This is a genomic window from Mesorhizobium sp. M0244, from assembly GCF_040321795.1.
Lineage (GTDB): Bacteria > Pseudomonadota > Alphaproteobacteria > Rhizobiales > Rhizobiaceae > Mesorhizobium.
This window is the reverse complement of record NZ_JAMYSE010000112.1, coordinates 1-20014: the sequence shown is the minus strand read 5'-3', so window position 1 is coordinate 20014 and position 20014 is coordinate 1. Positions and strand designations below refer to the sequence as shown.

The 20014-nt window shown below is 61.8% G+C and carries 27 protein-coding genes; 18 read left to right on the top strand and 9 right to left on the bottom strand.

The window, feature by feature from the left end:
- From NKJ08_RS34400 to NKJ08_RS34375, 6 genes are all read left to right on the top strand, one after another.
- Positions 1 to 286, top strand: a 286-nt coding sequence (locus tag NKJ08_RS34400) for a hypothetical protein (protein WP_352785571.1), incomplete at its 5' end; no start/stop codon positions are given.
- A 269-nt stretch (positions 287 to 555) separates the two neighbouring features.
- Positions 556 to 861, top strand: a complete 306-nt coding sequence (locus NKJ08_RS34395; protein WP_352529711.1) for a hypothetical protein — start codon at positions 556 to 558, stop codon at positions 859 to 861.
- A gap of 840 nt (positions 862 to 1701) precedes the next feature.
- Complete coding sequence (locus NKJ08_RS34390; RefSeq protein ID WP_352785568.1) at positions 1702 to 2457, top strand: NAD(P)/FAD-dependent oxidoreductase; 756 nt, start codon at positions 1702 to 1704, stop codon at positions 2455 to 2457.
- The gene (locus NKJ08_RS34385; RefSeq protein ID WP_352785566.1) at positions 2405 to 2653 is read left to right on the top strand and encodes an FAD-dependent oxidoreductase; all 249 of its coding nucleotides are present in this window, start codon (positions 2405 to 2407) and stop codon (positions 2651 to 2653) included. The genes NKJ08_RS34390 and NKJ08_RS34385 overlap by 53 nt, the downstream gene beginning before the upstream one ends.
- Before the next feature lie 98 nt (positions 2654 to 2751).
- On the top strand, positions 2752 to 2910 hold the full coding sequence (locus NKJ08_RS34380; RefSeq protein ID WP_352529707.1) for a DUF6074 family protein: 159 nt from the start codon (positions 2752 to 2754) through the stop codon (positions 2908 to 2910).
- Between the two features lie 69 nt (positions 2911 to 2979).
- The gene (locus tag NKJ08_RS34375; protein ID WP_352529705.1) at positions 2980 to 3348 is read left to right on the top strand and encodes a hypothetical protein; all 369 of its coding nucleotides are present in this window, start codon (positions 2980 to 2982) and stop codon (positions 3346 to 3348) included.
- 183 nt (positions 3349 to 3531) lie between these two features.
- Here NKJ08_RS34375 and NKJ08_RS34370 read toward each other — a convergent pair whose 3' ends face one another.
- A complete protein-coding gene (locus NKJ08_RS34370) occupies positions 3532 to 3672 on the bottom strand; it encodes a hypothetical protein (RefSeq protein WP_352785562.1) in 141 nt (46 codons plus the stop codon).
- On the opposite strand from NKJ08_RS34370, the gene NKJ08_RS34365 reads away from it, so the two are divergent.
- A complete protein-coding gene (locus tag NKJ08_RS34365; RefSeq protein ID WP_352785560.1) occupies positions 3671 to 4006 on the top strand; it encodes a hypothetical protein in 336 nt (111 codons plus the stop codon). The genes NKJ08_RS34370 and NKJ08_RS34365 overlap by 2 nt on opposite strands.
- 19 nt (positions 4007 to 4025) lie before the next feature.
- On the opposite strand, the gene NKJ08_RS34360 is transcribed toward NKJ08_RS34365, so the two are convergent.
- Positions 4026 to 4409: a hypothetical protein gene (locus NKJ08_RS34360; protein WP_352529701.1), complete on the bottom strand. Its 384-nt coding sequence runs from the start codon at positions 4407 to 4409 to the stop codon at positions 4026 to 4028.
- Positions 4410 to 4550: 141 nt separating this feature from the next.
- Between NKJ08_RS34360 and NKJ08_RS34355 the strand changes: the two genes are divergently transcribed.
- The 11 genes from NKJ08_RS34355 to NKJ08_RS34305 all read left to right on the top strand — a co-directional run bounded on the left by NKJ08_RS34355 (position 4551) and on the right by NKJ08_RS34305 (position 14639).
- Entirely contained in the window at positions 4551 to 4832 is a 282-nt protein-coding gene (locus NKJ08_RS34355; RefSeq protein WP_352529699.1) for a hypothetical protein, read from the top strand.
- Positions 4833 to 5215: 383 nt separating this feature from the next.
- Complete coding sequence (locus NKJ08_RS34350; RefSeq protein ID WP_352785578.1) at positions 5216 to 5920, top strand: SOS response-associated peptidase; 705 nt, start codon at positions 5216 to 5218, stop codon at positions 5918 to 5920.
- Between the two features lie 10 nt (positions 5921 to 5930).
- Positions 5931 to 6113, top strand: a complete 183-nt coding sequence (locus NKJ08_RS34345) for a hypothetical protein (protein ID WP_352529697.1) — start codon at positions 5931 to 5933, stop codon at positions 6111 to 6113.
- Positions 6114 to 6127: 14 nt separating this feature from the next.
- On the top strand, positions 6128 to 6370 hold the full coding sequence (locus NKJ08_RS34340) for a hypothetical protein (protein WP_352785557.1): 243 nt from the start codon (positions 6128 to 6130) through the stop codon (positions 6368 to 6370).
- Between the two features lie 186 nt (positions 6371 to 6556).
- Positions 6557 to 7783: a pilus assembly protein TadG-related protein gene (locus tag NKJ08_RS34335; protein WP_352529693.1), complete on the top strand. Its 1227-nt coding sequence runs from the start codon at positions 6557 to 6559 to the stop codon at positions 7781 to 7783.
- Between the two features lie 1161 nt (positions 7784 to 8944).
- Positions 8945 to 9127: a hypothetical protein gene (locus NKJ08_RS34330; protein ID WP_352785555.1), complete on the top strand. Its 183-nt coding sequence runs from the start codon at positions 8945 to 8947 to the stop codon at positions 9125 to 9127.
- 218 nt (positions 9128 to 9345) lie between these two features.
- Entirely contained in the window at positions 9346 to 10278 is a 933-nt protein-coding gene (locus NKJ08_RS34325; protein ID WP_352529689.1) for a sugar ABC transporter substrate-binding protein, read from the top strand.
- A 67-nt stretch (positions 10279 to 10345) separates the two neighbouring features.
- A complete protein-coding gene (locus NKJ08_RS34320) occupies positions 10346 to 11401 on the top strand; it encodes an ABC transporter permease (RefSeq protein ID WP_352450301.1) in 1056 nt (351 codons plus the stop codon).
- A gap of 3 nt (positions 11402 to 11404) precedes the next feature.
- Positions 11405 to 12184, top strand: a complete 780-nt coding sequence (locus tag NKJ08_RS34315; RefSeq protein ID WP_352529687.1) for an ATP-binding cassette domain-containing protein — start codon at positions 11405 to 11407, stop codon at positions 12182 to 12184.
- Positions 12181 to 13140 (top strand): cyclase family protein, encoded by a 960-nt coding sequence (locus NKJ08_RS34310; RefSeq protein WP_352529685.1) that lies wholly within the window; start codon positions 12181 to 12183, stop codon positions 13138 to 13140. Before NKJ08_RS34315 ends, NKJ08_RS34310 begins: the two co-directional genes overlap by 4 nt.
- A 23-nt stretch (positions 13141 to 13163) precedes the next feature.
- Positions 13164 to 14639, top strand: a complete 1476-nt coding sequence (locus NKJ08_RS34305; RefSeq protein ID WP_352785551.1) for an amidase — start codon at positions 13164 to 13166, stop codon at positions 14637 to 14639.
- A 16-nt stretch (positions 14640 to 14655) separates the two neighbouring features.
- On the opposite strand, the gene NKJ08_RS34300 is transcribed toward NKJ08_RS34305, so the two are convergent.
- The 7 genes from NKJ08_RS34300 to NKJ08_RS34270 form a co-directional block, all read right to left on the bottom strand.
- Entirely contained in the window at positions 14656 to 15942 is a 1287-nt protein-coding gene (locus tag NKJ08_RS34300) for an ROK family protein (RefSeq protein WP_352785549.1), read from the bottom strand.
- Between the two features lie 276 nt (positions 15943 to 16218).
- A complete protein-coding gene (locus tag NKJ08_RS34295; protein ID WP_352785546.1) occupies positions 16219 to 16434 on the bottom strand; it encodes a hypothetical protein in 216 nt (71 codons plus the stop codon).
- Positions 16403 to 16969 carry a pyridoxal-phosphate dependent enzyme gene (locus NKJ08_RS34290; RefSeq protein WP_352785576.1) on the bottom strand — a complete coding sequence of 189 codons (567 nt, stop codon included), beginning with the start codon at positions 16967 to 16969 and terminating at the stop codon, positions 16403 to 16405. Before NKJ08_RS34290 ends, NKJ08_RS34295 begins: the two co-directional genes overlap by 32 nt.
- Positions 16930 to 17259, bottom strand: coding sequence for a pyridoxal-phosphate dependent enzyme (locus NKJ08_RS34285; protein WP_352785544.1), 330 nt, complete (start codon positions 17257 to 17259; stop codon positions 16930 to 16932). Before NKJ08_RS34285 ends, NKJ08_RS34290 begins: the two co-directional genes overlap by 40 nt.
- Before the next feature lie 112 nt (positions 17260 to 17371).
- Positions 17372 to 17560 (bottom strand): hypothetical protein, encoded by a 189-nt coding sequence (locus tag NKJ08_RS34280; protein WP_502906375.1) that lies wholly within the window; start codon positions 17558 to 17560, stop codon positions 17372 to 17374.
- 64 nt (positions 17561 to 17624) lie between these two features.
- Complete coding sequence (locus tag NKJ08_RS34275) at positions 17625 to 18230, bottom strand: M14 family metallopeptidase (protein ID WP_352785541.1); 606 nt, start codon at positions 18228 to 18230, stop codon at positions 17625 to 17627.
- Positions 18227 to 20014: adenylate/guanylate cyclase domain-containing protein (locus NKJ08_RS34270; protein WP_352785538.1), on the bottom strand; the 1788-nt coding region annotated here is incomplete at its 5' end. The genes NKJ08_RS34275 and NKJ08_RS34270, both read right to left, overlap by 4 nt.

Sequence of the window (20014 nt, the reverse complement as noted above, 5' to 3'; positions counted from 1 at the left end):
CCGCTCGGCGTGCTGCCGGGTTAACGGAACGGCAGCGAGGCTGGTGGCAACCAACGCTGCCCGAGCTCAGGATAGCTCGCCAAAAAGCTCGAAGCTGGCCCCGAAGAAGGGCAACGCTTGGGCCGCTTCCAGCGTCTGTCCGGTTGCTCTGGTGTTGAAATGTCAACCGATCGGAACCTTCCATGTGCAGCGATTGCGAACAACATGTGAGCTGGCTGAACATTGCCCGATGATGGCGTCACTAGCCTTTAACATCCCGACGCAAACGGAACTTGACCTGCCGTAGGCACACGACATCCGCATAGCAAGGGCACCAGTCCGCTTACCGGGTGCTCGGATGCCTCAAGCCTCCAGATCCCAGCAAGCACACTAAAGACCACAGCTCGGCCCGCAACGGCCCGCGATGCCCGCCGTTCCGTTAACACAGGGCTGCCTAGTCGATATTCCAGCTTGGAATTGTGCGGAACCATACGAAGCGGATTGCAAGCAACCAACCCGGTTGGCCAGGCATTAATTTAGCAAAGCACCAAATAGGAAAGCATCGGGAGGAAGACCATGCTGCACGTTAACACGCCTGGCGAATTTGAGGTCGGCGACGAGGTGGCGATAGCATGTACCGTCATCACGATTCTCCCTAGCGGCCGCGCCAGAGTGAGCATTCCAACCTACGACCATCCTTATACGATCGATCCGCCACCCAAAGCCCGGGCCGGAGACCGAGTGGTTCTTGTTGGGGACGTCACCCGCATCGATCGCGCAGCGAACAAACTCTCTGTGCGGATTGACTGCGGCGGGGTGATCACGGTCGACAAGTCTGCGATCACTCGGCTGAGAAAGCACCGCCGAGCTTCAGCGGGTTGAGACTACGGCGATACAAAGGCTGCGCTTGTCGGCGTAGAGAGATGCAAGCGCACTTGAGCAGCCCAATGGTGCAGCTTGGTGTCTCGCTACACCCATCAACCACACCGGCCGGGCGAGTCTCCTTTTGTTGGCCAGACCACGAGATAATAGAGCGATCGGGCTTTGAAACTTGCCTATATGCCGGAAGTGCCAGTTCGCCCTTGTCAGGAAAGGCAGCTGGTTTCAGGTCGTTCCCATTACACGTGCGATGGATGCGGCCGAGAGATTCGGATTTCGCTCTTCAAAAGGCACGCGCACTCGGCCCACACCGCCGCCCTGAGTGGCAGAGGCGCCGGGTGGGCAGATGGGCAGCCCAACGGCTTGGGGCCGCATCGCCGGGCGGCCGAGCCCGGTCCGAGATCCGGGAAATCGTAGCTTGGGATCGAGACGCTTACGCGGTCTTCTGTAACCTACGCCGGACTGCGGCTGTAATTTGCTACCTCGTCTGCGATGTCGATCTGCCAAGTTGTTGGCAATATCCAGCACAGGCAGCGCTCGATGCGTTCTCGCTGGAAACGCTACCTCCGACCAACGGTTAGTGTCCCAATGACAAAAACAAAAGTGAGCTGACGATGGACCCGCGGCAAAACAACATTTTGGAGATGTGGTGTCTTCTAGCCGTTCCGCTGTCACTACTACCTACGATCCTAGTAGCGGCGGTCGTCCTTAACTGAGACAAGTTTCCAGCTTGGCGGCTTTGGCCTCACCAATGCCATGTAACCAAATGGCCTGCTCAGCGTTTCCTTCAACGGCGTTCGACTGTGCGCTCGCGATGAAGCCGTGTGATTTCAGGATTTCTGAATGATCGACCGGGACACGAGCCGGCATGAAGGAAGCTTCGACTGCATGATTGTAGGTGGCGGGCCAGCGGGCCTAGCGGCTGCGACTTACCTTGGAAGATTTCGAAGGCGAGTAATTGTTGTCGACGCAGATGAAAGCCGTGCAAGGCGGATTTCCTTGACGCGCAACTGCCCATGCTTCCCAGACAGCATCACCGGCGCTGACCTACTTGACCGCCTCGAACTGCAGGCTGCTCGATACGGCGCAAGCTTGGTCCGCGACAGGATCCTATCCATTCGCAAAACGAAGGCTGGGTTTTTGGCGGGCGCTTCATCCCCCATTCGTGCCCGCTCGGTGCTCATTGCAACCGACGCTGTTGACATCCTGCCGGATCTTCCTGGCGCTGCCGACATGATCCAAGCTGGCGTCTTGCGATTGTGCCCTATCTGCGACGGCTATGAAGCCATCGACAAACGGGTGGCCGTCATCGGACCGGTCGAACACGCAATGAAAAAGGCGTTGTTCATGCGCACCTTCACACAGGATCTCACTTTGCTGATTACCGATCCATCCGAGCTCTCTCGGGACAAGCTTACCAAGCTCAAGAGGGGCCGGAATCGAGATCGGCGTATGCAGACCCAATGCCGTTTGCGCGACGGGCCGGGAGGCGGTCGTGGAGCTCATCGACGGCGGAACGCTCTGATTCGACACCATCTACGCTGCGATGGGCTCGACCATCCGCTCGGGGCTCGCGGTCGAGCTTGGTGCATGCTGTGACAAAGCGGGCAATCTCGTCGTGGACTCGCGCCAGCGCACCGCAGTCACCGGCCTTTATGCAGCCGGAGATGTCGTCAACGAAATCAATCAGCTTGCCGTAGCATTCGGCCACGCAGCGGTCGCTGCAACTGACATGCACAACTATCTGGCGCCGGGCGGGAGCATCACCGCGAGGCATACTAGGGCCACGCCTTAAGCATCGACCTTCTTCAGCTCCGAGAGCTGCACAAGGCCGTTCTGGCTGCGGAATGTCACTATCGCATCCGTACTTTGCGCCTGGGCGATCCGGGTGAGGTGATCGATGATTCAAACATAAGCGCGTTTCCGCTGCATCGGCGGCGGAAATTGGTCGAAGGTATCGCCCGGGTCCTAGAATCCAAGAACGGGGAGGACGCGAATGCCTTCTGGCGCACGCAGCCGGCAAAAGGAACAAAGTGCGGTGTCGCTGGTTGAGATTTGTTGAGACCAGAGCGGAGGCTTTCCCTGCTCTGTCTGACGTCTCATCCAGCGCAAGGATTCGCCGTGGGCATTCTTGAGAGCCTGAAGAAAGCTACCGAGCAGGCGACGGGTATCGCGCGACCGAGAAAGCAAGAACTCGCCGAATTTGTGAAGGTGAAGAAGCCACTCGAATTTCGGTTCAAGGATAACGGCCTCGTGCCGAACCACCCCTTCTGGCCGTTTGTCGTCTATCGTGGCGCCGTAAGGTCGGTGGAACAATTTGATTCCGCAGCCGTGCTGGAAGAGCTTTTCGAGGCCAATGGCTGGAGTAGCGGCTGGCGGGACGGCATCTACCACTACGTTCTTATTCCCGCAAAAATGAAGTGCTTGGGGTTGCGCGCGGAACCGGCAAGGTTCGGTTCGGGGGCAACAGGGGCCGTACATTGTCCTTGAAGGCCGGCGACGTGGCACTTCTTCCGGCCGGCACCGGTCACCAATGTCTCTCCGAGCCTGCTGGTTTCCTGGTGGTCGGCGCTTATCCCGCATCCGGCGCTTATGACGAATGCACGACAGCCCAGGAACATGAGCGGGCATTACGAACGATTCCCAAGTTGGCCGTCCACGGAAGGATCCGGTCTATGGGAGCAAAGCGCCGCTGGTGTCAGTGTGGAAAAAATGAAGCTTGAAGATGAAGTCCGCCACGTTTCCGAAGACTTGGACGATGATGTACTGAGTGACGCTGTGCGGGCGCTGCATCGTCGGGTGAAGATCGTTCATGATTTCGATATCCCCTACATTGCTGGCTACAGCAAAGATGGCAGGACGATTTATATCGATCGCCATATGCCTCGCACTATGGATTTGGAAATCGGCCAAGGTCCGGCTTGCCCCATTTCTGCTAACGCACGAGATCGTTGAAAAGGCGCTCCTAGACGAACTCGGGCTTCATTATCTGCACGCGCATCAAATCGCCCTTCGAGCCGAACGCGATGCCGTGAAGGCGGCGGGTGTTGGGTGGTCCGCTTACCAGGCCGTCAATAAAAAGAACGAAAAACCGATCTCCGAAGAGAAGCTCAAGAAGATCCCCAAGGATCTTGACCTGACGCCCTGACCGCGACATGAGTGCCTTTTCAACGCTCGAGCGTCTGCTGAAGGCACAACGATAGTCGGACAAGCCAATGGTCCTCGCTTGCCAGTTCTATGACCGCCGCCTCGCTGCAGAGCCGACGATGCTCTTTGTTAGGTTCGTGCCCGGCCGAGAGTAGGGCTTTCAGTCGCACCGCTCCCATCTGATCTCGACCAGGCGTCGGAAACGGATTCCTGCCCGACGGGTGGAACAGCTCCGCTCGCATCGATTGCTTGCGGCCGCATTTTTCGCAACGGACCTTTGCCCGCACTTGGTCGATGGTGACGTTGCCAATCACCTCCCGCAATTCCAGCTGCTTATAGAAACGCTTGATGTTGCAGAGGCCACAGCTAAGGCGGGCAACCTGCCCCGCGTTGTGGGCATGCATCAACGTCCATGGCGCGCCTCTCGGCCATTTTTCGGGTTGTTCTGGCATCCCTAGAGATGAGGAACATATTCCTCTCGGGTCAAGAGGTCCTTGACTCTCTCGTTCTCTTTTTGTTCACTAAAGGCAAAATGGAGACATGCCATGAAATCGATCATTGTCACTGCGGCCGAGCAGCCCGAAATCTACGCAACGGTGAGGCGTGAACGGCCTGCCATACATCGCTCCGTCATCAAAATGGCAAAGCAAATGCGCGGCCTATCTGATGTCAGTCAGAAACAGGCGATCGCTGAACTTACGGCCACTTGGATTCTAGCGATCTACCCGGAAAGCTTGGAGTTGGCATTATCGCTTTCAGACGCGATGCGCGAACAGACCGATATCTATCTGAGGGAAAGCAAAAAGAAGCCCGCAGCACCGCACTGATGCATGCCCAGCCGAGGGCCCTCGCCGGCTAGGATCGACCGGGAGTGGCCTTATCAGATCGCGCTGCCCGACGACCTATGTACCGGACACAGCTTTGCGCTGATCCGCGAATTCTGCGGAGAGCGCGGGCTGGCCCGAATGGTAAGGCAGGTGCAGGCGATATGGCCGGATCATAAACATGAGAACTGGCGACTCTACCGCTTCGCCGACCAGGCGTCCGCACAGATGTTCCTTGAGCATTCGGAGGCATGATGTTCGATCCCAAGCGCGATCGAGAAAACGGCCACCCAAACGGGGTCTGGCGCCGGACAGGGGAATACAAGAGAATTCTCGATCTCGGGCCGCTGAGCGTTCCTCAGACACTGCGCAACCAAGGCAACGACATGTGCAACCTCTACAACGTCACCACCAGTCAAGAGGCGATCCGCCAATGGACCGGAGCCTTGCGCGATCTCCTGGGCAACCTTGAGCCGTCGATCGACATCTATCCCAACCAGTTCGGCCCGGTCGTCCGCAATGCTCAGGACGGGACGCGCGAGCTTGCCAAGCTGCGCTGGGGAATGCCGACGCCGCTGGAGCGCGTCAAAGGCAATGCCGATTCCGGCACGACAAATATCCGCAACCCTCAATATGGCCACTGGCAGCAATATGTCGGCATCGAGCATCGCTGCGTCGTCCCGGTGACGAGCTTTGCCGAGCCCAGCCCCACGCCCGGTGACAAGGACTCCGAGACGGGCATTCAGCGGAACTTCTGGTTCGCCCTCAACGAGGACCGGCCGCTGTTCTTCTTCGCGGGCCTGTGGACGCGCTGGCAAGGGGTGCGCAAGGTCAAGGAAGGCCCTGGGGATCACGAGCTCTATGCCTTCATGACCACGAAGCCGAACGCGTTAATCGCGCCAATCCACGAGAAGGCGATGCCAGTGATCCTGACCAGGCGAGAGGAAGCCGAGACCTGGCTGGCAGCGCCATGGTCGGACGCAAAACGGCTGCAGCGGACGGCGCCCGACGACGCTCTCGTCATCGTCGAGAAGCCGGCCACACAGATCAAAGTTCCGCTGCAGGCGCCTGCACAAGGCTCGCTGCTTTGAAAGCATCCCGATGAGCGACGAACTGATCCGCCTTCCCGGCGCACTAGAGCCCGTCACGCGTCCGGGCGTTCAGCATCATAGGTGCGAGCATCCCGACTGCGGCAAGGATGCAGGATGGGGCTTCGCCAAGCCGAAGCAGCCTTCGCATTGCTTCTGTTTTGAACACCGCGCCGACGGCGAAGCATATCTCTGAGGAGCAATTCGAAAATGATCAGTCCGCCAAGACGACATGGCGAGTATACCGACCGCGAGATCGATTGCCAGGAGGCTATGGAGCCCGGTTTCCAGGCGATCGTCGATTGCATGATCGAGGCCGGCTGGGCGCGCGGAGAGATCGTGCGGGCGCTGAGGCGGCTGATCGCCGCCGACAACATGACGCAAAAGGAAAACGCCAAGGTCGAGGCGCAGCTCGCCATCGCGCGCGCGATGATGCGTGCTGGCCGGCCTTGACGATCGCCAGACCGGCGCCAGACGGCGGGGCGCTGGCGTTGGGCGGCGTCATCGTGGTGAATTTGAAGAGGTGAATCAGCTGCTCCCCGCAAGCTGATTTGCGACCGAGACAACTTTGCCGGCTCGCGAAACGGACCCTCAATATGCTGCCTCTAGGTTAGTCCCAGCTAAATGAAGGGGGCTTCCATGCGTGTGACCGAACGATTTTGGCGTTCAGAACGCGGCAACCTCGCCGTGGTGTTTGCGTTGGTCTTGCCGGTCGTGCTTTTGGGCGTCGGAGTGGCGATAGACTTTGCGCGCGTGAGCCGAACTGCCCAACAGTTGCAGGAGGGAGCCGACGCCACGGCCCTTCAGTTCACCGTGGCAAGCGCGAACAGCAGCGATATGACGTCGGAGCAGCGTCAGGAGAACGTTGATACTTTCGCCAGCCCCACCTTTGTGGCCACGCGAAGTCCCTATAGTGGTGACGCCCACCAGACGGTTGGATCAACCAATCCCACAATCGTGACGGTTGTATTGCACCAACCGCAGGAATTGGCCTTCTCGGCAATCCTTGGCGTCGATAAACTTGAAATTAGCCGAAGCGCAACCGCGATTGCCTATCCGCGATACCCAGTCTGTCTTCTCGTGTTAGATCGGTCCGCCTCGAACGCATGGTCGAATTCGGGGTCTTCATCGATAAATGGCCAGAAATGCGTTGCGCAGGTGAATTCAAGATCGGGGTCTGCGCTAGCCACGAATGGCTCATCGTCCATCAGGACATTGGTGACGTCAGTCGTCGGCCCCTCCGGGCCGTCTGCCGGCTTCAACCCTCAACCGCTTTTCAATCAGAAAGAGCTGGCAGATCCTATTATCTCCCGACTGGTCTGGCCAACAGACAATGTCTGCACCTACAATAACCTGGTGATCAAAAACACCACCGCAAATCTCATTCCCGGCACTTTTTGCGGAGGGCTCACTCTATCGGTCGGAGCGGTGGTCAATCTTGCCGCGGGAACGTATGTTATCAGGACGGGAGGGCTTTCGCTCTCCTCCGGCGCGGTTCTCGATGCAGCTGAAGGTACCACCATCGTTCTACTCGACGATCAGGCCACCATCACAATGCAGGCCGGCGCCAAGCTACGCCTGACGGCGCCGACCAGCGGCCCGTGGATGGGGATCGCGCTAGCTCAAAAACCCCAAGGCGTGGAGAGAACCTCCACGCTCATTGGCGGTGGCGATACAGATCTAGGCGGTATAGTCTATCTGCCGTCACAAAAGCTTTTTCTTACAGGTGGCGGTGCATTGTCGACCGACAATAAGCCTCGCATCTTTGTGGTCAACCGGATCGAGATGAACGGCAATGGCTCAATTTATCTTGCTGGCGCAAGTGACTTATTGACAACGAATTCTGCAACGAGACTGATGAATTGAACTTGGATGTAGCCAGCGCAGTGTTGTGAGACAGACTGCATTTGAGGTTCGCTTGCTTCCGTGTTGGACGGAGAGCGGATATCGAAGGCAACGCTTGGCCTCGTCGTGACAACGAATTTAATCAATCAGCGGATTGTATCGGTTACTTGATTCACCCGCAGCGAAGCGGCTCGTCAGTCCCTGCCTGGACGGCAGGTAGTGAACCACTGTGCCGATCCCACTGAGTAGACGCCGTATGTACGAGGTGATGCGCTTGGGACAGCCCGGACCGGGCGATTGGCGCCGCGGAGGTCGAACGGGATTTCGCGCACGCAGGCGAGAGACGCCGAAGATCGCGTTCTCGACGCCGCTCCGGGAGTCGGCCCGAATGCCCGGTTGGCGAAGGCGAGGTCGACGACGTGGTAATATCGCTCAAATCGGAAGTGAACGGACAGATCATCGTCGGCGGCGCGCATCCTCGTCCCCTCGTTCGGTCGAAAGCTAGGTGGAATAATCAGCGTGCGCAACTTGTCATCACTGATTGCCGCTTCACCCGCGCTTCACCCCAGCTTTGAGCGTGCGCCCTTCGGCCTATGCGTGGTTCACCGTTTCTTCACTTTATTAGCGCACGTTCATAAACGGACATGTTGGTGTAGCTTGTACGTGCCCAAAGCCCCGGCGCAACGACCCAGCGCCGGGGCTTTTTTGTCCGCCTGGTAATCCGCGCGTTCAATCCGAGGTCGCTCTCAATTCGAACGCGAGCGAATTACGCCGCAAAGTCCCTTAGGCAAGACGCTGTGGGCGGCACCGTGGTGCGAAGCGCGAGTGCGGAGGAACTTTCTGGCACTCCACCAATTATTCTGCATATCCCAAACAGCACACATCGAACCGCCCCTTCTCTCCCAGGACAGCCCGGACAGGAGCGTGAACTGCGCAGTCGCCCTCGAAGGCGCATACGCCGCTCTGGTGTCCTCTTGCATCGAGCAAGGCTGGACGGCTGAAGAGACTGCCACCGCACTTTTCAACCTCGCCAAGGAACACCTCGAACAGCTCAAGGCGAGGCCATCGACTTAAGCCTGTGCGTGTTCGACATTTCGACGTCGCGGTGTCGGATTATTTGCATGCAAACCAGTTTTACGACGCTATCCTCCCATCCTCAACGGAAGATTCTGGGAGGAATGCATGGCTGCGCATGAGCAACATGCCGTTGAAATCATTAGGGACAAAGAGTGGTCGGTTCGCGTGAGGGTCAACGGCACCACCACCACGGTCCCGTTTACATCTGAGAGCTACGCGCGTTCGTTTGCAGACAGTCAGGCGTTTCGACTGGGCGTTCAGGTCGCGGAGATCAAGAAGGCGGCCTAGCTGCGCGCTTGCCCCAAGAGCCCCACAGCGATTGAACCTCAAGTCACCAAAGCCGGTTGAAATTAGCCGTTGCGCGGCATAAGAGCTTGTGCCTATAGTTAGTACGTGGCTCGCACGAACAAACAGACTGACTGTGACGACCTGTAGATAGCGCCCAAGCTGGCTGCTGCGCGGTCTGGAGGTGAGCCGGAACACTCGGTCAACAGGGGATACGCACAGTGAACCGCTTTCAGAAACTCTCGACCGCAGCGCTCGTCGCAGCATCCTTCACGTCGGCCGCCCTCGCCGCGAATGACAAGCTGACGATCGGCATCGTCACCTTCTCGACATCCGACGTCGACACAAACCAGATGGTCGACACGATGAGCCAGGAAGCCAAGTCCAAGGGCTGGTCGGTGGAAACGCTCAATGCCAATGGCGATCCTTCGCAAGCGATCACCAGCATCAAGCAGCTGGCAACCAAGAAGGTGGACGCCATCATCGTCACGGTCTTCGATTCGACGGGCCTGGCGGCCGGGCTCCAGGCGGCGGCGGACGCAAAGATCCCCGTGCTTTCGGCCGGCGGCGGCATGGCAGACGGGATCGCGCTATCTGCAAGTACCGGTGCTGCGCAACCGCTGATCGACTTGATGCTGAAGGACATCGGCAAGTCCGGAACTGTACTCGACCTCACCTACCATCCCGGCATTCCGTGCCGCGAACGAGCCGACGCCTTCGATGCGGCGGTCAAGGCAAATCCGGGGCTCAAGGCGACCTCGCACGAGATCAGCATCCCGGGTGCTGCCGAATCCTCGCAGGCCGCGACCAGCGCCTGGCTTGCAGCCAATGCCAACGCCAAGGGGCCGTTCGCCATCTTTAACTGCTATGACGACAACGCTATGGGCGCGATCGCGGCCCTGAAGCAGAACGGCCGCAGCGACGTGAAGGTCTATTCGTTCAACGCCACGGCACCCGCTGTCCAGGCTGTCAAGGACGGGACGATGACCGCCACGCTCGGTGTCGATCTGACTTCGGCAGGCAAAATGCTAGTCGATCAGATTCCCGACATCCTGGCAGCCGGCGACCAGTGGAAGCCCAAATCCTTCGTGCCAGGCTATACGCTCGTCACCAAAGAGAACGTCGACAAGTTCATCAAGGACAATCCGCAGTAAGCTCTCCTGATTGTGGGTCTGGGCCGGACTTGCCTGGCCGGGCCGGAGTGCTGTCATGAGAGCCGCCATGTCCGCTGATCATTCCCTGCCCGAAACCCACGCTCCGGCAGAGGCGCCCCGCGTCCTGCCGTCAACGCAGACCGGCTATGCCTCGCCCAATGCCCGACAGCGGCGCGCGTTGCTCATGCGCCTGCTTGGGACCTACGGCACCATCATCGTGCTGGCGTCGATGCTGGGGATCTTCTCGGTGCTGGAGCCGGGGACCTTCGCAACCATCGGCAATTTTCGCAATATCGTAAACGACATGGCGATCGGCACCATTGTCGCGGCCGGCCTCACCGTGCCACTCGTCGCCGGTGATTTCGACCTCAGTATCGGCTATGTCGCGAGTTTCTGCGGGCTGCTCGTGGTCGGGCTGTTGAGCAGCAGTGGCTTGCCGATCCTACCCGCCATCTTCCTTGTCGTCGGCCTCGGAACGGTCATCGGCATTGTCAACGGCATTGTCGTTTCGAAGATCGGGGTGAACGCCTTCATTGCCACGCTTGGCACGGGCACCATCGTCGTCGGGCTGAACTACGCCTATTCGGGCGGAATTCCGCTGCAGCTCACCCAATCGCGCGAATTCACGAATATCGCGATCGGCCGGATTGCCGGAGTGCCGCACCTCGTCATCATCATGGCCGTCGTGCTTGCGCTGCTGTGGGTGATCCTCAACCGCACAGTGCAGGGCCAACACATCAAGGCCATCGGCGTCAGCCCGGAATCAGCGCGCCGCGCCGGCGTCGCCGTCGATCGCAGCCGCATCGTTGCCTTCGCCATTGCCAGCACCTGTGCTGCTATCGGTGGCGTGCTGATGGCCTCCAATCTCGGCTCCGGCCAGGTGACGGCGGGTGACAGCTTCATGCTGACGTCGTTCTCGGCCGCCTTCCTCGGCTCGGCGGCGCTGCGAGAGGGTCAGTTCCATATCCTCGGCACCTTGATCGGCGTGCTGACGGTCGCCGTCGGCAACAATGGGCTGGCCATGATCGGCGCGCCGATCTTCACGCAGTTCCTGTTCACCGGCTGCCTTCTCGTCGTCGCCGTAGCGCTCGGCGGTATTGGCCGCCGCTATGCGAGGGGATAGGCCATGGCGCAGAAGATGCTGCTCAGCCTGCGCCGGATCTGCCGCAGCTTCGGCGGCATCCAGGCACTCGATGACGTTTCGCTGGACATCGCCAGGGGCGACATACTCGGCCTCGTTGGCGACAATGGTGCCGGCAAGTCGACGCTGATCAAAATCCTGGCCGGCGCGCATGACCCGACTTCCGGCGACGTGGTCCTCGAAGGGCGGCCGCAAAAGTTGTCGCCGCCGTCCGAAGCGCAACGCCTCGGCATCGAGACGGTCTATCAGGACCTGTCGCTGATCGGCACGTTCACTGCCGCCGAAAACTTCTTTCTCGGCCGCGAGATTGCGCTTGGCCGCGGCCCGGCGCTGCTGCGCTGGATCCGCCGCAAATCGATGGGCGACATCGCGATGCGCGGCCTCGAGGAACTGCACATCGATATTCCCGGGGTGCGCAGCAAACCGGTGGATCGCATGTCCGGCGGCCAGCGCCAATTGGTGGCGATCGCGCGCGGTGCCTTTTGGGGCCACAAGCTGCTGCTGCTCGACGAGCCCACCGCGGCGCTCGGCGTACGCGAATCCCGTGAGGTGCTCGACCTCATCAAACGACTCGGCGCCCAGGGGCTGACGATCGTCATGGTCACCCACAATCTCGATCATCTCTGGCAGGTGTGCAACCGCGTGGTAGTGATGCGCAGGGGCCGCAAGGTCGCCGATCTCGCAAGTTCCGGCACCAACATGGAGGACGTCGTCGCCTATATCACCGGCGCCAGGCAGCCGGCGACCGCGCAGGCGGAAGCATGAGCGCGACTGAAACGATGACGCTGCGCCGGCTGCTGGGCAATGCGCCGAGCCGCTGGGGGCATTGGGGTGCCGACGACGAGATCGGAGCGCTCAACTATCTGACCGCTGACGAGGTCAAGCGCGGCCTGGCGTCGGTGCGGGACGGCCGCACCTTCACCCTCGGCGTGCCGGTCGGGACCTCTGAGGGCGATGCCGTCTTTCCCGGCCGCTGGCCGGCGAAGCATTTCATGGTCGCCGACAAGGCCGGCTTCGAGAACGGCCACTGGCAACCGCTTGCCGGCGGCCTCGAATTCGCAGACGACTATGTCACCGGCTTCGCACAGGCCGGCACGCATTGCGACGCGCTCGGACACATGTGGTTCGACGACACGCTTTGGAACGGCTTCGCGGCAAGCAGTACCAATGGCGGCATGACCAAGGCCAGCATCATGCCGATCGCGGAGCGCGGGATCGTCGGACGCGGCGTGCTGCTCGACATCGCCCGGTTCCGCGGCAAACCGGTCCTGGAGCGCGCTGAAACGTTCACGCATCGCGACCTCATGGAATGCGCCCGGGCCCAAGGGGTCGATATCCTGCCGCGCAGCATCCTTCTCGTTCGCACCGGCTGGGTCGGCGCACTGGCGGCGGGAAGCCAGGGCGTCGGCGATGGATATTGGGAACCCGGACTGACCTTCAGCCTCGACCTCGTGCGCTGGTTCGACGAGATGCAGATCCCCTGTCTGGTTACCGACACGCTGGCCAACGAGACAACCTACGAGCCCGAGACCGGGTTGATGCTGGTGCTGCACGCCGCGCTGATGCGCAATCTGGGCGTGGCGTTCACCGAAATGGCATCGCTCGACCTGCTGGCCGCCGACTGTGCCTCAGACCGCCGCTACGAAGGCTTCTACTGCGCCAGTCCGGTCAAAGTGAGCAAGGGCACCGGCGGCGCGGCAAATCCAGTGTTCATCAAATAGCACCCAACAAGGTGGAACGGCTTATGACTTCTGCAGACCACCAGATCTGTTTCCTGCCGGCCACGGAACTGGCCCAGCGCATCCGGCGCCGCGACCTGTCGCCGGTTGAAGTGACCGAGGCCTATCTGCGCCGCATCGAGGCGCGCAACCCGGTGGTCAACGCCTATACGCTGGTTCTCGGCGACCAGGCGATGGAAGCTGCGCGGGCCGCCGAAAAGGCCGTGATGGCAGGCGGTCCGCTTGGACCGCTACATGGCGTCCCCGTCGGCATCAAGGACCTCGACGATATGGCCGGCGTGCCGACCTCGATGGGGTCGTGGGCGGTGCACGACCGGGTGCCCAAAACAAGTGCTGTGGCGGTCGAGCGCCTGCTCGACGCAGGCGCCATCATGCTCGGCAAGACCAACACGCCGGAGTTCGGCCATAAAGGCATCACCGACAATCTGCGCTTCGGGCCGACCAGCACGCCCTTCGCGATCGGCTACAATTCCGGCGGCTCGTCCGGCGGCAGTGCGGCAGCGGTCGGCGACGGCATGGCGGCCCTGGCGCAAGGCACGGACGGCGGCGGTTCGGTCCGCATCCCCGCCTCGTTCAGCGGCACCGTCGGCTTCAAGCCCTCTTTCGGCCGCATTCCTTCGGTGACTCGCCCCGACGCCTTCTTGTGGGGACATCCTCTGGTCCATATCGGACCGCTGACCCGCACCGTTGCGGACGCCGCGCTGATGACCAAGATCATGGCCGGGCCTCACAACCGCGACCCGTTCTGCCTGCCGGATGACGGCGTTGACTATGTCGGCGCCGTTGCCGGGCGGACGCCGAAACTGCGCGTCGCCTACAGCCCGCGACTAGGCAATTTTCCGGTCGAAGCCGGGGTCGCCACCGTCGTTGCCCGGGCCGTCGATGTCATGCGAGCACATGGCATTGAGGTTGATGAGGTCGAGCTCGATTTCAGGGCCGATCACAAGGAACTGGCGGCGCTTTGGGTGCGCACGATCTCGATCCACTATGCTGCCATCGCCCTGTACTGGAAACAGGAGGGCATCGACCTGATGGGCAAGCACGCCGAGGTGCTCACCCCGCAGTTCCTCGCCATGCTGGAGGGCGCCTACAAGGTGTCCGCCGTCGACCATGCGCTCGACGATCTTTTGCGCACCGGCGTCCATGACGGCCTCGAGGATGTATTCGAAACCCATGACCTGATCGTCTCGCCGACGCTGGCCGTTCCGCCCGTCAAGAATGCCCCCGACGGCAACACGATCGGGCCGACATCGATCAATGGCGAGGCGGTCGATCCGCTGATCGGCTGGTGCATGACCTATCCGATCAACTATACCGGCCATCCGGCGATTTCGGTTCCGGCCGGCCTGACGGCGCAGGGCCTGCCGGTCGGCCTACAGATCATCGGGCGGCGGCACGCCGACGAAACCGTTCTGGCGATGGCGGCTCAGTTCGAACGTATGCAGCCCTGGTTCCAAAGCTATCCAGGGCTCGCTGGATAGTTGGGTGTCGGAATACCTAGATCGGAAGCTGCAGCAGCTCGGAAATCACCAGACCGGCTGCGCCTAGGAGGGCGGCCCGGTCACCTGCATCACCGGCAATGAATTCGATCGCGCCGCCGGGTCGTGACGGAACCATGGCGCGGACATGCTCCGCGATTGCGCCGAGCAGGCAATCGCCGCCGAGCACGACATCGCCATGCATGATGAAAATGTTGGGCGCCACCGTCTGCTGCAGATTGGCGATGCCGACGGCGATGTTGCGGGCATAGCGGTCGAGCAGCTCAGCCGCCCCCGGCAGCCGCCGCGCCGCCATGTCGACGAGGCGGGCCGAGTCGATCAGGTCTGGCTCGGGCAGAGCCGCGCGGGCGGCCTCGCGCCGGAGCCAGCTCAAGGTGGCAATGGTGTCCCAGCAGCCGCGCCTGCCACAGCGGCAGGGCTCGCCGTCGAGCTGCACGAAAGTGTGTCCGAGTTCGCCGCCTGCGCCTGCCGTGCCACGATAGAGGTGCCCGTCGAAATAGAGTGCGCCGCCCAGCACCTCGCCCGTGTAGACGACCGCGAATTGCCTGACGCCGCGCCCGGCGCCGAACCAGCGGTCGCCGACCAGCAAGGCGCGCGGATGATGGTCGAGCTTGACCGGCAGGCCGAAGCGTCGCCCGAGATCGTCGGCGAGCGGGTAGCGGTCGAGCGCCGGCGCGAGATTGACAGCGACGATCGACCCGCGATCGGTGTCAACCATGCCGCCGACGCCAACACCGATCCCGAGAGGCATGCGCCGCGCCCTGGAGAGAGTGTCGCCGACGCATTCGGCGATCGCCTCGATGATTGGCCGGACCGGCCCCCTGCCGTCCGGCAGGGCCATCTTGCGTTCCGATTCGATCTTGCCGTCGAGCGTCGCCACGCAGGCATGCACGGCATCCGGCATCAGCAGCACACCGCAGATCGGACGGGCATTGGGCGAGAACCACAGCGGCCGGGCCGGCTTGCCGCCGCCCGGACTGGGAGGAACCGGGTCGCTCTCGACCAGCACCTGATCGTCGATCAGCGGCTGCACGATTCCGGAAATGGTGGTGCGGTTGACCCCGGCCAGGCGGGCCAGTTCAGCCCTGCTCGTCGGCCCAAGATCGAACAGGGCCTGCAGCACACGGCCGCGATTGGTCGAGCCGACCATCGAGGACGACAGCAGCGCCTTGCGCCGGCGCGAAACCCGCTCCGCGCCGGACGCATCGCCGGGGGGCGTGAACAGAGCGCTGCGTCCGCCATTCGGGCGGCCATCGTCGGTATCGTCCATCGTCGGGTTTTTCATAAGGGGCATCCTGCCAGCTCTTCTAACCGAGGACCTTACCGGTTTCGAGCACTTTGTGCGAGCAGGCAACAAACTCGTGCATTGCCAGGACAAGATGCGTCGCCAATGTTCAAAGACACGTCCGCTCGGCGTCTCCTGACTAAATGGTGTCACAATAAGTGGGTGCGCGAAGCATTAGGCCGAAGGCGCGGGCACACCCACAACGACGGCGCGATGCCGCTCAGGATCAGATTGGGTCCAGAGGCACCGGAGAGGCCTCAAAGACAGGCAGCGACGCTAGGCAATTCCAGCAATAAGATGCGAGAAGCTCTGGAATTCGGAAAAGCCGCTGGAGGTGCCGACAAGCACCACGGCGGCATCCGGGACAATCACACTTTCTGAGACCAGTTTTCGCAGCCCAGTCAAAGCCGCCGCACTCGACAGTTCGAGATAAAACCCGCAGCGCGCCAGCCGGCTCTGATCATAGCGTGCTGCAGCGTCCTCGACGACCACCACCGATCCCTTGCACGATGAGATCGCATCTAGTGCCTGGTAGGTGACGGTCGCCGATTGAGGTCATGGCCGAGCGACCTGCGAAACTGGCGCGATAATCCGCTCCGGCAAGCACTTCCGATATTCGGCCGAACGGCTCGACGGCATGAATGCGGGGTCGCTCTTCGATCAGCCCTGCCGTATGCAAATCGCAAAAGCCGCGAGCGATTCCCCACAGCAGATCAGCTCTCGATGTCGGAACCACGATATCGGTACATTCCCTGGTGCCCGGCAGTTGAAACAGTTCGATGGCAAGCGACCTGTAACCATCCACTCCGAAAGGATTGCTGCCCACCGGCGGAACGACGTAATTCGTGGCGGGATACCAGTCCCCGGCCCGGACACGGTCCGCGAGCACCTGCCAGCGGCGTTCGGGCGTTTTTGTGGCAAGCAGGGTCGCCCCGTGCATCTCGATCGCACGCCGCCAATTCGGGTTCATGTCAGGCGTGGTCACGATCACGCAGGCGAGCCCGACATGAGCCGCATAGGCGGCCAGCGAAACGCCTGCATTGCCGCTTGAGGCCGGGCAACAGTCGAAGCGCCAATCTCCAAAGCGCGTTGCACGACGAACCGGCTCATGCGGTCCTTGTGTGATCCAGTCGGGTTGGCGCCCTCATTCTTGAGAGAAAGCGCGCGGATGCCGATCTCTGTCGCCAGGCCTTCCAGCCTCACAACGGGGGTGTTGCCCTCGCCGAGGGTCGGGTGCTCGGGATAAACCTGCCAGTCGCCGGCACGGTCCAAGGATCTGGGGAATTCCTCGTATTCGACGGCGAGGCTCGCTGGCATATCTTGGCTGAGGCAGGTCGGGCAACCTTCGAAATAGTCTCCGATCGGAAGGAGCGCTCGGCAACGAATGCAGCGCAGGCCCCTCACACGTGGGTTGAGCCTCGAAACCGATCTAGGCATGCAAAGCGCGATCTGCGCCGACGTCGAGATCGGTCATCAGCTTGAACAGGCAGTCTCCGCGATCGGCGAGTGAGGGAACCCTGCGGCAGGCAACCAGACCGGATGATTCAAAGTGTAGCGTTTCAGGTTCGCGTGTCGGCAAGTCCGGAAAATGGATACGCCCTGCCAGCTGGCCGCTCACGACCTCTTGCCCCACGTCCGCGGCCGGTTCGAAAACGCCTCGGTCGCGTGCATAGACGAAAGCGCTAATGGCCCTCGACTGTCATGAGGCGGGTTGGGGAAGCGGGCTCGACGGCGGCATTGCGCAAAATTCCTTGGTCTTTCAGCACCCGCTTCAGCCCGGTTTCGGCCAGCGACAGCCCGTCCAGGGACAGGGTTGCGCCACCGCCAAGTTCAGTCGTGAGCGCAAGCGCACCACATTCCTGCGCCGCCGCTGCCGGCGTTGTGAGGCCGCCGCCACCCGTTCCGTCGCTGACGAAGCTTATTGGCGCTCCGAACAGCCGCAGGAGCCTCAGCAATCTTTCATGCTCCTCGCAGGTCCGCCCAGGACGCACCAGTGCGCTGGCCACGTAGTGAAGCGAGCGGCCGCCGGAGTGCAGATCGACGACAAGATCTGCCATCGGAAGCAAGATGTCGCACGCATAGTGGGCGATCATTTCGGTCGGGGATCCGGTCGCATCGCCTGGGAACAGCCGATTGAGATTGCCCTCGTCGAGTGGCGACACGCGCCGACCTGCCGCGACTGCGGGTGCGTTGAGTGCCGGAAGGATCAGGAGTCGCCTCGAAACCTGGTGGCCTGGATCTCCCGGGCCAGATTGCAAAGGGCGATCTGGCCCAACCGCGACGATCACTCCGGCACGCCGGAGATGCCAAGCGCCTCGACGTAACGCTCGGCGAATACCTTGTCCAGCCACGGGTTGATCTGTCTCTGCAGGGTGAGCGTGTAGGTCGGGAACGCCTCCATCAGCCGCCGCGTCGCCGCCTGCGCCTTGTCCAGCCGGTTGAGTTTGACCAGCGCCATGATCACCACTCGGTGCGAGGAGCCGTAGTTCGGCATCTCGTGCAGCGCGCGTTCTCCCCATGCCAGCGCTTCCTCGTAGCGCTCGAGCATCAGGTAGCTCATCCCGATGCCGGAGAGCGCGATGCCCTTCTCGGGGTCGACCGGGCTCAGCCGCATTGCCCTGTGAAAGTGCTCGATCGCAACGAGCGGGCGGCTGGAATGTGCGTTCACCCAGCCGCTGCCCGTATGGCCCTGCGCCGAATTGGGGTTGAGCAGCAGGGATCGTTCGATCGTGCCCAGCGCCATCTCGTAGTCCCTCGCGCTGTAGGCGAGCACCTGCGCGGCGAAGCGTAGGCTCGTGGGGTCGTCGCGCGCTTCCGCCAGTACCTCGCGCGCCATGCGCGCGGCGACTCGGATATCGTCGGGCTCGTGCCAGCACTGGCTCACGGATAGGCTGCGGATATAGGCGCCGAGTGCCTTCGCCAAGGTGAAGCCAGGGTCGATGCTGAGCGCCTCGTTGGTGAGCCGGCGCACGTCGGCAAAGCCTTCCCGCGTCATGCTGTAGAAGCGCGGCAGCGCGCGAAGGTAGAGGTCGTAGGCACTGATGTACTCGGTCGGCTTCATGCGCGCCTGCTTGATCTCCTGCAGCCGGATGCTCGGTTCGACAGCGCCGACGACGCTCTCGGTCACTTTGTCCTGCAGGTCGAAGATGTCGCTCACGTCGCCCTCGAAGCGGTCGGCCCAGACATGGTGTCCGCTGATCGCGTCCACCAACTGCCCACTGATGCGCACCCGCGATCCTGCTCTGCGGATGCTGCCTTCTAGCACGTAGCGGACGCCCAGCTCGCGCCCGACCTGGCGCAGGTCTACCGCCCGGCCCTTGTAGGTGAAGGACGAGTTGCGGGCGATCACGAAGAAGGAGTTCACCCGGCTCAATCCCGTGATGATGTCCTCCACCAGCCCGTCAGCGAAGTATTCCTGGTCGGGGTCGCCGCTCATGTTGGTGAAAGGCAGAACCGCGATCGAGGGTTTCTCGGGCAGGGGAGGCGGTGCAGCCACCAAGGCGCTGGCGTCGATCTCGACGCGGTAGGCGCGCACAGGCCGCTCGATGTTCTTGAGGCGCAGGTTGCCGAGCGGCGTGAAGCCGCAGTCGAGCTTGCCCTGAAGGTGGTCGTAGGCGGTGCCCGAGACGACCACGGTGCCGGGATCGGCGATGCTTTCGAGGCGGGCGGCGATGTTGACCCCGTCGCCGTAGAGGTCGCCGTCCTCCTCGCAGACCACGTCGCCGAGATTGACGCCGATGCGGAAGCGAATCCGCTCTTCCTCGGGCGTCTCCGCCTCGTGTTCTGTCAAAGCCTGCTGGATCGCCATCGCTGAGGTCACCGCGTTGACGACGCTCGCGAACTCGCACAGCATGCCGTCGCCGGCGAGCTTGACGATCCGACCCTGGTGCTCGGAGACCAGCGGTTCGAGGAGGTCCTTGCGGTAGATCTTCAGCCGCTGAAGCGTGCTGTGCTCGTCGCGCTCCGTCAGGCGCGAATAGCCGACCACGTCGCAAGCCAGGATCGCTGCGAGGTGGCGCTGGGTGGTCATTGCACCGCTCAGCCAAGCGCCTGCACGCGGGCCGCCCCGCGT

Excerpts from the sequence above, each read along its gene's own strand:
- NKJ08_RS34320 (WP_352450301.1), top strand. The coding sequence starts at position 10,346 with ATGTCCGCTGATCATTCCCTGCCCGAAACCCACGCTCCGGCAGAGGCG.
- NKJ08_RS34310 (WP_352529685.1), top strand. The coding sequence starts at position 12,181 with ATGAGCGCGACTGAAACGATGACGCTGCGCCGGCTGCTGGGCAATGCG.
- NKJ08_RS34390 (WP_352785568.1), top strand. The coding sequence starts at position 1,702 with ATGATCGACCGGGACACGAGCCGGCATGAAGGAAGCTTCGACTGCATG.
- NKJ08_RS34305 (WP_352785551.1), top strand. The coding sequence starts at position 13,164 with ATGACTTCTGCAGACCACCAGATCTGTTTCCTGCCGGCCACGGAACTG.
- NKJ08_RS34285 (WP_352785544.1), bottom strand. The coding sequence starts at position 17,259 with ATGCCAGCGAGCCTCGCCGTCGAATACGAGGAATTCCCCAGATCCTTG.
- NKJ08_RS34340 (WP_352785557.1), top strand. The coding sequence starts at position 6,128 with ATGATCAGTCCGCCAAGACGACATGGCGAGTATACCGACCGCGAGATC.
- NKJ08_RS34350 (WP_352785578.1), top strand. The coding sequence starts at position 5,216 with ATGTGCAACCTCTACAACGTCACCACCAGTCAAGAGGCGATCCGCCAA.
- NKJ08_RS34395 (WP_352529711.1), top strand. The coding sequence starts at position 556 with ATGCTGCACGTTAACACGCCTGGCGAATTTGAGGTCGGCGACGAGGTG.
- NKJ08_RS34330 (WP_352785555.1), top strand. The coding sequence starts at position 8,945 with ATGGCTGCGCATGAGCAACATGCCGTTGAAATCATTAGGGACAAAGAG.
- NKJ08_RS34355 (WP_352529699.1), top strand. The coding sequence starts at position 4,551 with ATGAAATCGATCATTGTCACTGCGGCCGAGCAGCCCGAAATCTACGCA.
- NKJ08_RS34365 (WP_352785560.1), top strand. The coding sequence starts at position 3,671 with ATGATTTCGATATCCCCTACATTGCTGGCTACAGCAAAGATGGCAGGA.
- NKJ08_RS34345 (WP_352529697.1), top strand. The coding sequence starts at position 5,931 with ATGAGCGACGAACTGATCCGCCTTCCCGGCGCACTAGAGCCCGTCACG.
- NKJ08_RS34385 (WP_352785566.1), top strand. The coding sequence starts at position 2,405 with ATGGGCTCGACCATCCGCTCGGGGCTCGCGGTCGAGCTTGGTGCATGC.
- NKJ08_RS34315 (WP_352529687.1), top strand. The coding sequence starts at position 11,405 with ATGGCGCAGAAGATGCTGCTCAGCCTGCGCCGGATCTGCCGCAGCTTC.
- NKJ08_RS34300 (WP_352785549.1), bottom strand. The coding sequence starts at position 15,942 with ATGAAAAACCCGACGATGGACGATACCGACGATGGCCGCCCGAATGGC.
- NKJ08_RS34360 (WP_352529701.1), bottom strand. The coding sequence starts at position 4,409 with ATGCATGCCCACAACGCGGGGCAGGTTGCCCGCCTTAGCTGTGGCCTC.
- NKJ08_RS34370 (WP_352785562.1), bottom strand. The coding sequence starts at position 3,672 with ATGAACGATCTTCACCCGACGATGCAGCGCCCGCACAGCGTCACTCAG.
- NKJ08_RS34335 (WP_352529693.1), top strand. The coding sequence starts at position 6,557 with ATGCGTGTGACCGAACGATTTTGGCGTTCAGAACGCGGCAACCTCGCC.